Origin of the sequence: Brevundimonas pondensis (genome assembly GCF_017487345.1) — a bacterium.
Lineage (GTDB): Bacteria > Pseudomonadota > Alphaproteobacteria > Caulobacterales > Caulobacteraceae > Brevundimonas > Brevundimonas pondensis.
The window spans coordinates 1,732,713-1,745,837 of sequence record NZ_CP062006.1; the positions used below are offsets into that span (position 1 = coordinate 1,732,713).

The 13,125-nt window shown below is 68.8% G+C and carries 12 protein-coding genes; 8 read left to right on the forward strand and 4 right to left on the reverse strand.

Annotated features, from left to right (window positions below; all coding sequences use genetic code 11):
* Nucleotides 1-17: 17 nt before the first annotated feature.
* The 4 genes from cysC to gcvA form a co-directional block, all read right to left on the reverse strand.
* Nucleotides 18-1,868 carry an adenylyl-sulfate kinase gene (cysC, locus tag IFE19_RS08570; protein WP_207827220.1) on the reverse strand — a complete coding sequence of 617 codons (1,851 nt, stop codon included), beginning with the start codon at nucleotides 1,866-1,868 and terminating at the stop codon, nucleotides 18-20.
* Nucleotides 1,868-2,812 carry a sulfate adenylyltransferase subunit CysD gene (gene cysD / locus IFE19_RS08575; RefSeq protein ID WP_207827221.1) on the reverse strand — a complete coding sequence of 315 codons (945 nt, stop codon included), beginning with the start codon at nucleotides 2,810-2,812 and terminating at the stop codon, nucleotides 1,868-1,870. The genes cysC and cysD overlap by 1 nt, the downstream gene beginning before the upstream one ends.
* A gap of 110 nt (nucleotides 2,813-2,922) precedes the next feature.
* On the reverse strand, nucleotides 2,923-3,729 hold the full coding sequence (locus IFE19_RS08580; RefSeq protein WP_207827505.1) for a ferredoxin--NADP reductase: 807 nt from the start codon (nucleotides 3,727-3,729) through the stop codon (nucleotides 2,923-2,925).
* Nucleotides 3,730-3,847: 118 nt separating this feature from the next.
* On the reverse strand, nucleotides 3,848-4,777 hold the full coding sequence (gene gcvA, locus IFE19_RS08585; RefSeq protein ID WP_207827223.1) for a transcriptional regulator GcvA: 930 nt from the start codon (nucleotides 4,775-4,777) through the stop codon (nucleotides 3,848-3,850).
* A 130-nt stretch (nucleotides 4,778-4,907) separates the two neighbouring features.
* On the opposite strand from gcvA, the gene cysG reads away from it, so the two are divergent.
* From cysG to cysW, 8 genes are read left to right on the forward strand one after another with little or no spacing between them, the layout of a single operon-like run.
* Nucleotides 4,908-6,311: a siroheme synthase CysG gene (gene cysG, locus IFE19_RS08590; protein WP_207827225.1), complete on the forward strand. Its 1,404-nt coding sequence runs from the start codon at nucleotides 4,908-4,910 to the stop codon at nucleotides 6,309-6,311.
* Nucleotides 6,308-6,595, forward strand: a complete 288-nt coding sequence (locus tag IFE19_RS08595) for a DUF2849 domain-containing protein (RefSeq protein WP_207827228.1) — start codon at nucleotides 6,308-6,310, stop codon at nucleotides 6,593-6,595. The genes cysG and IFE19_RS08595 overlap by 4 nt, the downstream gene beginning before the upstream one ends.
* The gene (locus IFE19_RS08600; protein ID WP_207827229.1) at nucleotides 6,595-8,262 is read left to right on the forward strand and encodes a nitrite/sulfite reductase; all 1,668 of its coding nucleotides are present in this window, start codon (nucleotides 6,595-6,597) and stop codon (nucleotides 8,260-8,262) included. The genes IFE19_RS08595 and IFE19_RS08600 overlap by 1 nt, the downstream gene beginning before the upstream one ends.
* A complete protein-coding gene (locus IFE19_RS08605) occupies nucleotides 8,249-9,325 on the forward strand; it encodes a phosphoadenylyl-sulfate reductase (RefSeq protein ID WP_207827231.1) in 1,077 nt (358 codons plus the stop codon). The genes IFE19_RS08600 and IFE19_RS08605 overlap by 14 nt, the downstream gene beginning before the upstream one ends.
* A 58-nt stretch (nucleotides 9,326-9,383) precedes the next feature.
* The gene (locus IFE19_RS08610; RefSeq protein ID WP_207827233.1) at nucleotides 9,384-10,403 is read left to right on the forward strand and encodes a cysteine synthase A; all 1,020 of its coding nucleotides are present in this window, start codon (nucleotides 9,384-9,386) and stop codon (nucleotides 10,401-10,403) included.
* Complete coding sequence (locus IFE19_RS08615; RefSeq protein WP_207827235.1) at nucleotides 10,403-11,428, forward strand: sulfate ABC transporter substrate-binding protein; 1,026 nt, start codon at nucleotides 10,403-10,405, stop codon at nucleotides 11,426-11,428. Before IFE19_RS08610 ends, IFE19_RS08615 begins: the two co-directional genes overlap by 1 nt.
* The gene (gene cysT, locus IFE19_RS08620; RefSeq protein ID WP_207827237.1) at nucleotides 11,425-12,261 is read left to right on the forward strand and encodes a sulfate ABC transporter permease subunit CysT; all 837 of its coding nucleotides are present in this window, start codon (nucleotides 11,425-11,427) and stop codon (nucleotides 12,259-12,261) included. The genes IFE19_RS08615 and cysT overlap by 4 nt, the downstream gene beginning before the upstream one ends.
* Nucleotides 12,258-13,124 (forward strand): sulfate ABC transporter permease subunit CysW, encoded by an 867-nt coding sequence (gene cysW / locus IFE19_RS08625; RefSeq protein WP_207827239.1) that lies wholly within the window; start codon nucleotides 12,258-12,260, stop codon nucleotides 13,122-13,124. Before cysT ends, cysW begins: the two co-directional genes overlap by 4 nt.
* Nucleotide 13,125 lies beyond the last annotated feature (1 nt).

Below are 13,125 nucleotides of genomic sequence, written 5' to 3' on the forward strand. Positions count from 1 at the left end.
CCAGTCCGGGCGGCGGCCTAAAGCCAGCCGCGCTCCTCAAGAAGGCCACGCACCGTCTCCGCCGCCAGCGACGGCGACAGCTGTTCAGTGGCCAGGGTCAGATCGGGCGCGCTGGGCGCTTCGTAAGGGGCGGCGATCCCGGTGAATCCTGGGATGGTCCCGGCCGAGGCCCGCGCATAGAGCCCCTTGGGATCCCGCGCCCGGCAGCTTTCCAGCGAGGCGTCCACGAAGACCTCGACGAAGCGCCCCCCGTCAAAGCGGGCCCGTACGGCGTCGCGGTCCGCCTGACGCGGCGAGATCAGGGCGCAGATGGCGATGACGCCGGCCTCGGCGAACAGTCGGGCCGCCTCCCCCGTCCGACGCACGTTCTCGGCCCGATCGGCGTCAGAGAAGCCGAGATCGCGATTGAGGCCGTGACGCAGGTTGTCGCCGTCCAGCAGGACCGTGCGGCAGCCGCGCCCGTGCAGGCTCTGTTGCAGGGCCTGAGCCACCGTGGACTTGCCCGCGCCCGACAGGCCGGTCAGCCAGACGACGCCGCCTTGATGGCCGTTCAGCAGTTCATGGGCCTGGCGCGATACGGCGACGGGGCTTTGATGGATATGGGCCGTGTGATCCGGGACGTCCGTGATCACGCCCGCCGCCACCGTGACGCCCGTGCCCCGGTCGATCAGAACGAAGGCGCCCTGGGCCGGGTCGTCGCGGAAGGCGTCAGCCGCCACAGCCGAGGGCAGGCTCAGCAGACCATCGGCCACCTCGTTCGCCGCCAGGGTCGCGGCGCCGTTCGCCAGGGTCAGCCGCGCAGGCAGGGTCCGGGCGCCCAGCTTGACCTGATGACGCCTCGCTGGATCAAAGGGCTGATCCCCCATCCAAAGCAGGCGGACGTTCAGACGATCAGAGGCGGCGGGTCGGTCGTCGGCCAGGGCCAGGACATCGCCGCGCGCCACGTCCACGCTCTCGGCCAGCTCCAGGGTGACAGCGTCCCCGGCCTGGGCCTGCGTCACCTCGACATCGCCCGACAGAATGCGCGCCAGGGTCGCCGTCCGCCCGCCGGGGCAGACGGCCAGAGCGTCGCCCACCCTCACCTCGCCCGAGGCGATGGTCCCGGCATAGCCGCGGAAGTGGGCGTCGGGACGGTTGACGTATTGGACCGACATACGGAACGGCCGGGCGATCCCGGTGTCGGCTACCGGCAGGTCTTCCAGCGCCTGGATCAGGCTGGGCCCGTCATACCAGGGCGTGGCGGCCGAGGGCGCCGTCAGGTTGTCGCCGCGCCGCGCGCTGACCGGAATGGCCAGAACCGACCGGAAACCCAGGTCGGCGACCAGGTCGGCATAGGCCGCGCGGATCGCCTCGAAGACCGAAGGATCATCCGCGACCAGATCGATCTTGTTGACCGCCAGGATGACATGGCGAATGCCGAACAGGGCGACGATGCGGCTGTGGCGCGCGGTCTGGGCCGTGATGCCCTTGGCGGCGTCGACCAGCACGACCGCCGCATCGCAGGTCGAGGCGCCGGTGGCCATATTGCGCGTGTACTGCTCGTGTCCCGGCGTATCGGCGATGATGAAGCTGCGGCGCGGCGTGGACATATAGCGATAGGCCACGTCGATGGTGATGCCCTGCTCGCGCTCGGCCTCCAGTCCGTCCAACAACAGGGCGTAGTCCAGGTTGGCCCCATCGGTGCCGAACCGGCGCGAGTCGCGTTCCAGCGTCGCCAGTTGATCCTCGGGCACCTGGCCCGTCTCGAACAGCAGCCGCCCGATCAGGGTCGACTTTCCGTCGTCCACCGAGCCGCAGGTCAGGAAGCGCAACAGGTCGCGGTTCGGGCGATGCGTCCGCCCGGTGAAGGCCGTCACGGCGCCGTCCATCAGAAGTAGCCCTCGCGCTTCTTGCGCTCCATCGAGGCGGTCTCGTCGGCATCGATCAAGCGCCCCTGACGTTCCGACTGGCGGCTGACGCGCAACTCGCGGATGACGGCGTCCAGATCTTCAGCCTCGGATTCCACAGCCGCGCTCAGCGGATAGCAGCCCAGGGATCGGAAACGGACACGGCGCAGTTCGGGCGTTTCGCCCTCGCGCAACGGCAACCGTTCGTCATCGCGCACGATCAGGGCGCCTTCGCGCACCACCACGGGGCGCAGAGCCGAGAAATAGAGCGGCACCACCGGAATGCCCTCCGCCTGGGTGTATTCCCACACGTCCAGCTCGGTCCAGTTCGACAGGGGGAAGACGCGCAGGCTCTCGCCCGGCCCCAGGTTGGAGTTCCACAACCGCCACAGCTCAGGCCGCTGGCGACGCGGGTCCCAGCTGTGGTCCGCGCCTCGGAAAGAGAAGATGCGCTCCTTGGCCCGCGACTTCTCCTCATCACGCCGCGCGCCGCCGATGGCGACGTCGAAGCCGTGCAGGTCCAGGGCCTGCTTCAGGGCGTCGGTCTTCATCGCCTGGGTATGGGCCGACGATCCCGAGGTGATCGGGCTGATCCCGCGCGCCAGGGCTTCATGATTGGTGTGGACCAGCAGGCGCGCGCCATAGAGGCCCGCCACATGGTCGCGGTGGGTGATCATGTCCCGGAACTTCCACGTCGTATCGACGTGCAGCAGCGGAAATGGCGGCCGTCCCGGATAGAAGGCCTTGGCCGCGAGGTGCAGCAGGACGCCCGAGTCCTTGCCGATCGAATACATCATGACCGGGTTACGCGCCGTCGCCGCCACCTCGCGCAGAATCTCGATCGCCTCGGCCTCAAGCCGGCGCAGATGCGGGGGCAGAACGCGACGCGTCGTGGCGTCTCTCTGCTTTTCGACGGTCGCCTGCATAGGCTGAGGTCCTCACTGGTCGTCTTGAACGAGGGATGTTTGAAGCGTGGAGGGCCGGTCCGCGTCGAACGATATGATCTCGCGCCGGTCGATAGAAAATCTGAGAGCGGTCAGCCGACGAAGGCGCGTTCCAGCACATAGTCGCCGGGTTCGGCGTTCGAGCCTTCGCTCAGGCCATGGCTTTCCAGCAGGGCCGCCGCCTCGCGGATCATGGCCGTCGAGCCGCACAGCATGACCCGGTCCAGCGCTGGATCGAAGCGGCCGTCGAGCCCCAGGTCGCGGAAGAAGTCGCCGCTGGCGATGCGGTCGGTGATGCGGCCCGGACGCTCGAACGCCTCGCGCGTCACGGTCGGATAATAGGTCAGTCGACCCTGTGCGACCTCGCCCACCAAAGGGTCCTCGAACAGGTCGGTCTGCAGGAAGTCGCGATAGGCCAAGTCGGCGACCTGACGCACCGTATGCGTGATCACGACCTGATCGAACCGCTCATAGGTTTCGGGATCGCGCGCCACGCTCAGCCAGGGCGCCAGGCCGGTGCCCGTGCCGATCAGGAACAGCCGCCGCCCCGGCTTCAACGCGTCCAGCACCAGGGTGCCGGTCGGCTTCTTGCCCAGCAGCACCTCGTCGCCCGGCTGGATATCGACCAGACGCGAGGTCAGCGGGCCGTCCTCGACGCGGATGGAGAAGAACTCCAGCTCGTCCGACCACGAGGGGCTGGCGATGGAATAGGCCCGCAGCGTCGGCTTGCCCGTCCCATCCAGCGACGGCAAGCCGATCATCACGAACTCGCCGGAGCGGAAGCGGAAATCCTCGGGCCGGTCGATGGCGAAGCTGAACAGATGATCGGTCCAGCGCCGCACCCATCGCACCCTCTGCGGGGTCCACGGCGCGGGCGCCGCGGCACGGGCACGTTCCAGAACTGCGGCTTGGCTCACGTCCGACCTCCTGCTTGAAGGCCTTCGACATAGGGCGGGCGGCGTCCGTCGAGGAAACGATCAATCCTGTTTCGAGCGTGCAGAAAATCTGCAGACCGATTTATAGCTGGTCCAGATTGTTGTCGTAGTCGATCGCCTGCTTCTTCAGCCAGGCCACGAAGGCCTTGGTTCCGGGCGAGGCCGGACGGTCCCTGGGCATGACCACGAAATAGGCGAAGCCCAGCACCTGACTGCCGTCCGGGAAGGGCGCGACCAGACGCCCCGTGGCTAGGTCCGCCTGGGCCAGACTGCGTTTGGCCAGGGCCACGCCCCGCCCCGCCGCCGCCGCCTCGATCAGCAGGCTGGACTGGTCGAAGCGCGAGCCGCGCCGGGCGTCGGCGTGACTGGCGTGCCGCGCCTTCAGCCACATGGCCCAGTCAGGGCGCGAGGCGTCGCCGTCCTCGGACATATCGTGCAGCAGGGTGTGCCGGGCCAGGTCCTCGGCGGTGCGGATCGGATGGGGCGCCGCCATCAGGGCGGGCGAGCAGACGGGAATGACCGTCTCGGTCAGCAGGCGCTCCACCACATGGCCGGGATAGTCGCCGGGGCCATAGCGGATGGCCAGATCGACCTTGCCCCTGCCCACCGTCACCGGCTCCATGTCGGCGGAAATCCACACCTCGATATCCGGGTGGGCGGCGTGGAAGTCATCCATGCGCGGCATCAGCCATTTGGACGCAAAGGACGGCGCCACGCTGATCGCCACCGTCCGGTTCAGCGGCGGTTCGCGCAGGATGGCCGAGGCGTCCATCAGCCGCTCGAACCCTTCGCGCAGCAGCGGCACGGCCGCACGCCCCAGCTCCGTCAGCTGCAACCCCCGCGCCTCGCGTGTGAACAGCGGGCCGCCGATGATCTCTTCCAGCAGGCGGATCTGCTGGCTGACGGCCCCTGGCGTCACCGACAGCTCGTCCGCCGTCCGCGAGAAGTTGAGGTGCCGCGACGCGCTTTCGAAAGCACGCAGGGCGTTGAGGGGCAAAAGCGGTCGAACCATGCGCTTGTAGAAAACCTATCAGGGCAGCGAAGACAATCTGGTTTGTGGAAGGATCGTGCACGACGGATGCTGAATGTCGAGCCGCCACGCAAAAGCAAGGGCGGAAGACAGCAGATCATGGAATCGGCCGATGCGCGTCTTTCTGGCATCCATTCCCCTGGAAGGGGCGAAAGTCGTCGTCGTCGGCGCGGGCGAACCGGCCCTGGCCAAGCTGCGCCTGTTCCTGAACAGCCCGGCGGCTCTGGCCTGGTTCACGCCCGACGGCGCGCCCGCCGTGCTGGAAATGCCGCAAAGCGCCCCGAGGCCGATCGCCCGCCTTCCTGAGGCAGCCGACCTGAACGGCGCGCGGCTGGTCTTCATCGCCCTGCATGACGTGACCCTCGCTCGTCGCATCGCCGAGGCTGCGCGCGACGCGGGGGCCCAGGCCAACATCGTCGACCAGCCCGGCTTCAGCGACTTCCACACCCCGGCCCTGATCGACCGCGACGAAGTGGTCGTGGCCGTGGCCACTGGCGGAAACGCCCCCATCCTGGCCCGCGACCTGCGTTCGCGCATCGAAGCCGTCCTGCCCCAGGGCGCAGCCTCGGTCGCGCGTCTGGCGGGCGAACTGCGCGGCGCGGTGAAGGACGCCATCCCCGACTTCCTGGCCCGCCGCCGCTTCTGGGAGCGCGCCTTCCGCAGCCCCGCCGCCGACCTGGCCGCAGAGGGCCGCATGGCCGAGGCGCGGCGCGAAATGGTGCGCCTGCTGAACGCCGCCGCCTCGCCGCGCGAAGAAGCCGCCAAGGGCGTGGTCCACATCATCGGCGCCGGGCCGGGCGATCCCGAGCTGCTGACCCTCAAGGCCCTGCGCGCGCTACAGGACGCCGACGTCATCATCCACGACAAGCTGGTCTCGGTCGAGGTGCTGGACCGCGCCCGCCGGGACGCCAAACGCATCTATGTCGGCAAGGCGCGCGGCGACCATTCGGTGCCGCAGGATCAGATCGAACAGCTGATGATCGCGGAGGCCCGCGCCGGGCATCGCGTCGTACGCCTGAAGGGCGGCGATCCCTTCGTCTTCGGGCGCGGCGGCGAGGAGCTGGAGGCCGTGCGCGCCGCCGGGATCAAGGCCATTGTCGTGCCGGGGATCACCGCCGCCCTGGCCTGCGCCGCCTCGACCGGCCTGCCCCTGACCCACCGCGACCACGCCCAGGCCGTGACCTTCGTCACCGGCCAGCCCAAGCCGGGCGGCCAGGGCGCCGACTGGGCGCGTCTGGCGGCGCCGAACCATACCCTGGCCGTCTATATGGGCGCCGGACAGGCCGAGCAGATCGCCGCCGACCTGATCGCCGCCGGTCGTGACGGCGCCACGCCCGTCGCCGTGGTCGAGAACGGCAGCCGCCCGGATCAGCGCGCCTTCAAGGGGCGGCTGGACGACCTGCCCGCCCTGGTGGCGCGCATGGAGCTGACCGGCCCGGCCCTGTTGTTCATCGGCGAGACCGCCGCCCTGGCCGTCGCCGATGACGAGCGCCCCCGGATCGAGGTCGCGGCATGAAACTGTTGACCGCCAACCGGCTGAACGACGGCCGCGTCGTCTATCTGGGCGATGCCGACGCCGTGGTCGAGGCCATCGACGCCGCCCGCCCGCTGGACGAGGCCGCCGCCGAGACCGCCCTGGCCCAGGCCCAGTCGCGCCCGTCCGTCTTCGTCAATCCCTATCTGATCGAGGTCGAGGGCCGCGCCCCCACGGGTCGCGACCGGCTGAAGGAGCGCATCCGCTCGGCCGGCCCCAGCGTCGGCCACAGCCTCGTCTTCGCCGCTCGAAACGAGACCGCCTGATGTATCGCTATGACGAGTTCGACGCCGCCCTGGTCCGCGAACGCATTGCGGAATTCAGCGATCAGGTGGATCGCCGCGGCAAGGGCGACCTGACCGAGGACGAGTTCAAGCCCCTGCGGCTGATGAACGGGGTCTATCTGCAACTGCACGCCTATATGCTGCGGATCGCGGTGCCCTATGGCGTGATGAACAGCCGCCAGATGCGCCGGCTGGCCCATGTCGCCCGCACCTATGACAAGGGCTACGGCCACTTCACCACACGCACGAACATCCAGTTCAACTGGCCCGCGCTGCAGGACCTGCCCGCCATCCTCAGCGATCTGGCCGAGGTCGAGATGCACGCCATCCAGACCTCCGGCAACTGCATCCGCAACGTCACCACCGACGTCTTCGCGGGCGTGGCCGCCGACGAGATCGAGGACCCGCGCCCCTGGTGCGAGATCCTGCGCCAGTGGTCGACCATCCACCCGGAATTCTCCTTCCTGCCGCGCAAGTTCAAGATCGCGGTCATCGGCGCGGCCAAGGACCGGGCGGCGATCCGCACCCACGATGTCGGGCTTCAGATCGTGCGTGGCGAGGACGGACAGACGGCGTTTCGGGTCTTCGTCGGCGGGGGTCAGGGGCGCCTGCCGCATATCGCGCAGGAGATCGCCTCGGCGGTGCCGGGCCGGTCGCTGCTGGCCTATCTGACCGCCATCCTGCGCGCCTACAACCTGCTGGGACGGCGCGACAACATCCACAAGGCGCGGATCAAGATCCTGGTCGCCGCCATCGGCATCGACGCCTTCCGCGATGAGGTCGAGCGCCAGTTCGCCATCCTGCGTCAGGAAGACCTGCGCGTCCCCGACGAGGAACTGGCCCGGATTCAGGCCTACTTCACGCCGCCGCCGTTCGAGGCCCTGCCCGCCGTCAGCCCCGCCTATGACGCCGCCCGCCGCCTGAACCCCGAGTTCGCCCGCTTCACCCGCTCCAACCTGCGAGCGCACAAGCAGGCCGGATACGGCGCCGTCATCATCTCGCTGAAGCCCGTCGACGGCGTTCCCGGCGACATCACGGCGGATCAGATGGAGGTGGTCGCCGACCTGGCCGAGCGCTTCTCGTTCGACGAGGTCCGGGCGTCCTATGAGCAGAACCTGGTCCTGCCCCACGTCCGGCTGGAGGACGCCCACGCGGTCTGGAGCCGTCTGCGCGAGGCCGGTCTGGCGACGGCCAACGCCGACCTGGCCACCGACATCATCGCCTGCCCCGGCCTGGACTACTGCAGCCTGGCCAACGCCCGCTCGATCCCCGTGGCCCAGGCCCTGTCGCGCCAGCTGGCCGACGCCGACCTGCAAGAAAAACTGGGACCCGTGCGGATCAACATCAGCGGCTGCATCAACGCCTGCGGCCATCACCACGTCGGCCACATCGGCGTCCTGGGCGTCGATCGCAAGGGCGAGGAATACTATCAGATCACCATCGGCGGCTCGCCCGACGAGCAGGCGGCTCTGGGCGAGATCGTCGGCCGCAGCCTGCCCGCCGAGGCGGTCGCACCCGCCATCGCTCGCGCCCTGGATCGCTATCTGGAGATCCGCACCGACGGCGAGTTGTTCATCGACACGGTCCGTCGCCTGGGCGCAGATCCCTTCCGCACCGCCATCTATGAGCCGATCGATGCAGCTGCTTGAGCAAGCCCAGGACGGCGTCCGCCTGAGCGTCTCCACGCCCGAGGACGACATCCGCGCGGCAGCCGCCGCCAACGACAGCCTGATCCTGGAGTTCGAGGCCTTTCGCGACGGGCGCGGCTTCTCCCTGGCGGCCATCCTGCGGGGCCAGGGCTATCGTGGTCGGCTGATCGCAGCGGGCAAGATTCTGCCCGATCAGGTGCGGCACCTGCGCCGCTGCGGTTTTGACGCCGTGGAACTGGCCCCCGACGCCGACGCCGCGCCGTGGCGACGCATGGATCAGGTCTTCAGCGCCGCCTATCAGCCCGCGTCCGGCGACGACCGACTGGTCTGGCGTCAGCGTCATGCAACGTCGCCCGTCGAAGACACCGCTGCACTGGCCGCGCGCCTCAATAGTCAATGGGCCGACGCCGAGCCGAAAGACCTGCTGGCAGCAGTGCTGGATCCGGCTCTCGGCCGAAAGACCGCCGCCGTCTCCTCTTTCGGCGCCGAGGCCGCCGTCCTGCTGCATCTGATCTCGCGTGTGCAGCCCGACCTGCCCGTCGTCTTCCTCGATACCGGCCAGCACTTCTTCCAGACCCTGGCCTATCGGCGCGAACTGACCGAGCGCCTCGGCCTGACCGACGTGCGCGACACCCCCCCCGACACAGCGGCCCTGTCCGCGTCGGACCCGCGCAGCGACCTGTGGCGCAGCCAACCCGACGCCTGCTGCGCTATCCGCAAGGTCGAACCGCAGGCACGCGCCCTGGCCGGTTTCGACACCCGGATCACCGGGCGCAAACGCTATCAGAACAGCCAACGCGCCGACCTGAAACCCTTCGAAGCCGCCCACGACGTGCTGGTCGTCAACCCTCTGGCCGCATGGTCAGCGGATCAGGTCGAGGACTGGTTGCGCGATCACCAACTGCCGCGTCACCCTCTGGTCGAGCAGGGCTATCCCTCCATCGGTTGCTGGCCTTGCACCCGCGCCGTCGAGGCGGGCGAGAACGCGCGCGACGGGCGCTGGTCCGGTCAGGAGAAAACCGAGTGCGGCATCCACGGACGGGTGCTGGCCCCGGCCTGTTGACGCTGCGCACCCGCCTTATCGCTCGCCCCATCCCAAGACCTGATTTCAGAGACATCCCTTGTCCATCGCCAGCATCATAGACCTCATCGGCGACACGCCGCTGATCCGCCTGAACCGCCTGTCGAACGCCACCGGCTGCGAGATTCTGGGCAAGGCGGAGTTCCTCAACCCCGGTCAGTCCATCAAGGACCGCGCCGCCCTGTCCATCGTGCAGAAGGCCAAGGTCTCCGGCGCGTTGCGGCCCGGCGGGGTGATCGTGGAGGGCACGGCCGGCAACACCGGCATCGGCCTGGCCCTGGTCGGCGCGGCGCTGGGCCATCGCGTGGTCATCGTCATGCCCCGCACCCAGTCTGAAGAAAAGAAGCTGGCCATCCGGGCCCTGGGCGCGCGCCTGATCGAGGTGGACGCCGCCCCCTTCTCCAGCCCGAACCACTTCGTCCACTATTCCCAGGAAGTGGCGCGCAAGCTGAATGCGACCGAGCCCCACGGCGCCTTCTGGGCCAACCAGTTCGACAATGTCGCCAACCGCGCCGCCCACTATGAAGGCACCGCCGCCGAGATCTGGGAACAGACCCACGGCAAGGTCGACGCCTTCATCAGCGCCGTGGGCAGCGGCGGCACCCTGGCGGGGGTCGGCGCCTTCCTGCGCGAGCGCAATCCGGAGGTGAAGATCGGCCTGGCTGATCCGGCGGGTGCGGCCCTGTTCAACTGGTTCACTCAAGGCCAGATGACCGGCGAAGGCAGTTCGATCACCGAAGGGATCGGCGTGGCGCGGATCACCGGCAATCTGGAAGGCTTCACGCCCGACTTCGCTTATCGCGTCGAAGATGCTGAATTCCTGCCCATTTTGTTTGATCTGGTGGCCCACGAGGGCCTGTCCCTGGGCGGGTCGTCGGGGGTCAATTTGGCCGGCGCCGTGCGGTTGGCGCGCGACCTCGGGCCGGGCAAGACCATTGTCACCGTCCTGTGCGATCCGGGGACACGCTACGCCTCGCGCCTGTTCAACCCGGCCTTCCTACGCAGCAAGGGCCTGCCGACCCCGCAATGGATCGCCGAAGACGTGCGAGAGGTGGCGTGATGGCCGGCTTCACACCGGATCGACGCGGCCTTCTGCTCGGCGCGGGGGCGCTGGCCCTCAGCGGATGCGCCCAGGGCAAGGGCGCGCAAGCCGCCCTGCTGAACGTCTCCTATGACCCGACGCGGGAATTCTATCGCGCCTACAACACGGCCTTCCTGGCGCGCTGGCGCGAGAAGGGCGGCGCGCCCTTCGCGGTCGAACAATCACACGGCGGGTCGGGCAAGCAGGCCCGCGCCGTCATCGACGGCCTGCCCGGCGACGTCGTCACCCTGGCGCTGGCTTCGGACATCGACGAGATCGCCGCGCGCGGCCTGATCGCCGCCGACTGGCAAACGCGCCTGCCCGACAACGCCGCGCCCTATACCTCGACCATCGTGTTTCTGGTCCGCAAGGGAAACCCCAAGGGCATCCACGACTGGCCTGACCTGCTGAAGCCAGGCGTTGAGGTCATCACCCCCAATCCCAAGACCTCGGGCGGGGCGCGCTGGAACTATCTGGCGGCCTGGGCTGACGCCCTGCGTCGTCCGGGCGGGTCCGAGCAATCCGCTCAGACCTATGTCTCCGAACTGTTCCGCCGTGTGCCGGTGCTGGACACGGGCGCGCGCGGATCGACCACCACCTTCGTCCAGCGCGGCATCGGCGACGTGCTGCTGACATGGGAGAACGAAGCCTTCCTCGCCGCCAAGGAACTGGGACCGGACAAGGTCGACATCGTCTCCCCGCCCTTCTCCATTCTGGCCGAGCCGCCGGTGGCCGTGGTCGACCACGTCGTGGAGCGCAAGGGCACACGCGACCGGGCTCAGACCTATCTGACCCAGCTCTACGAAGAACCGGCTCAGGTCCTGGCCGCCGAGCACTTCTATCGCCCGCGCGATCCGGCCGTGGCGGCGCGGTTCGCCGACCGCTTCCCGCACCTGACCATGGCGGACATCTCCAACTTCGGCGGCTGGAGCGTCGCGCAGAAGCGCCACTTCGCCGACGGCGGCGTCTTCGACCAGATCTATCAGCCCGGCCGACGATCATGACCCGACCGGTGATCTGGAAAGCGCCCAGCCCCCTGCCCGGCTTCTCGCTCTCGCTGGGGTTCACCGTCGCCTATATGTCGCTCTTCGTCCTGATCCCCCTGACCGCCCTAGCGATCCGCCCGTGGGAGAACGGCCTCGACAACTTCCTCGCCGTCGTCACTTCGCCGCGCGCTCTGGCCGCCCTGAGACTCAGCTTCGTCGCCGCCGCCGTCGCCGCCGTCGTTAACGCGGTCATGGGCGGCCTGCTGGCCTGGGTGCTGACCCGTTATGAGTTTCCGGGCAAGCGGTTGGCGGACGCCGTCATCGACCTGCCCTTCGCCCTGCCGACAGCGGTCGCGGGCATCGCCCTGACGGCTCTCTATGCCCAGAATGGGCCGATCGGCGGCCTGCTGGCCCCGGTGGGGATCAAGATCGCCTACACCCCCGTCGGCGTGGTCGTGGCGATGATCTTCGTCGGTCTACCTTTCGTCGTCCGCTCCATCCAGCCCGTGCTTCAGGACCTGGATCAGGAGGTCGAGGCCGCGGCGGAAACCCTCGGCGCCTCGCCGCTCCAGACTGCCACCCGGATCATCCTGCCCGCCATCCTGCCAGCCCTGTTGTCCGGCATCGGCCTCGCCTTCGCGCGCGGGGTCGGGGAATATGGCTCGGTCATCTTCATCGCCGGCAACATGCCGTTGCGGTCCGAGATCGCGCCCCTGCTGATCGTGACCCAGCTGGAGCAGTTCGACTACGCCGGCGCCGCCACCATCGGCATGGCCATGCTGATCCTGTCCTTCCTCATCCTGCTGGGCTTCAACGGCCTGCAGGGCGCGATCGCGAGGCGGGGCGCATGACGGCCGAAGCCCTGCCCTCGGCCCCCGCCTCCGTCGTTCGCAAGCCGGGCCTGGGCCGCAGCCTGCTGATCGGCCTGGCCATGTTGTGGCTGGCCCTGATCGTCCTGGCCCCGCTCGGCGTCATCCTGGCAGAAGCCTTGCGAAAGGGCGTAGGCGCCGCCCTCGCCGGCCTGTCCCAGCCCGATGTCTGGGCCGCCGCCCGGCTGACCCTGCTGACCACGGCCGTCGCCACGCCGCTGAACGCCGTCTTCGGCCTGGCCGCCGCCTGGTGCGTCACCCGCTTCGACTTCATCGGTAAGACCCTGCTGATGGCGCTGATCGACCTGCCGCTGTCGATCTCCCCGGTCATCTCCGGCCTGGTCTGGGTCCTGCTGTTCGGCGCCTCGGGCTGGTTCGCTTCCTGGCTCAACGCCGCCGGCTTGCAGATCATGTTCACCCCTGTCGCCATCGTTCTGGCGACGGTTCTGGTGACCCTGCCCTATGTCGCGCGCGAGCTGATCCCGCTGATGCAGCAGCAAGGCTCCGACGAGGAACTGGCCGCCCTGACGCTGGGTGCCCGGCCGTCAGCCATCTTCTTCTTCATCACCCTGCCGAACGTCCGCTGGGCGCTGCTGTACGGCGTGCTGCTGGCCAACGCCCGGGCGATGGGCGAGTTCGGGGCCGTTTCGGTGGTGTCCGGCCATATTCGCGGCCTGACCAACACCCTGCCTCTGCACGTCGAGATTCTTTACAACGAGTACGACTTCGTCGGCGCCTTCGCGACCGCCGCCCTGCTGGCGGTTCTGGCGCTGGTGACCCTGATCCTGAAGTCCTTCCTCGAGCACCGCCACGCCGACGACCTCGCCGCGAGGGGGCGGCGCTGAC

Excerpts from the sequence above, each read along its gene's own strand:
- cysC (WP_207827220.1), bottom strand. The coding sequence starts at position 1,868 with ATGGACGGCGCCGTGACGGCCTTCACCGGGCGGACGCATCGCCCGAAC.
- cysD (WP_207827221.1), bottom strand. The coding sequence starts at position 2,812 with ATGCAGGCGACCGTCGAAAAGCAGAGAGACGCCACGACGCGTCGCGTT.
- gcvA (WP_207827223.1), bottom strand. The coding sequence starts at position 4,777 with ATGGTTCGACCGCTTTTGCCCCTCAACGCCCTGCGTGCTTTCGAAAGC.
- cysG (WP_207827225.1), top strand. The coding sequence starts at position 4,908 with ATGCGCGTCTTTCTGGCATCCATTCCCCTGGAAGGGGCGAAAGTCGTC.
- IFE19_RS08595 (WP_207827228.1), top strand. The coding sequence starts at position 6,308 with ATGAAACTGTTGACCGCCAACCGGCTGAACGACGGCCGCGTCGTCTAT.
- IFE19_RS08600 (WP_207827229.1), top strand. The coding sequence starts at position 6,595 with ATGTATCGCTATGACGAGTTCGACGCCGCCCTGGTCCGCGAACGCATT.
- IFE19_RS08605 (WP_207827231.1), top strand. The coding sequence starts at position 8,249 with ATGCAGCTGCTTGAGCAAGCCCAGGACGGCGTCCGCCTGAGCGTCTCC.
- IFE19_RS08615 (WP_207827235.1), top strand. The coding sequence starts at position 10,403 with ATGGCCGGCTTCACACCGGATCGACGCGGCCTTCTGCTCGGCGCGGGG.
- cysT (WP_207827237.1), top strand. The coding sequence starts at position 11,425 with ATGACCCGACCGGTGATCTGGAAAGCGCCCAGCCCCCTGCCCGGCTTC.
- cysW (WP_207827239.1), top strand. The coding sequence starts at position 12,258 with ATGACGGCCGAAGCCCTGCCCTCGGCCCCCGCCTCCGTCGTTCGCAAG.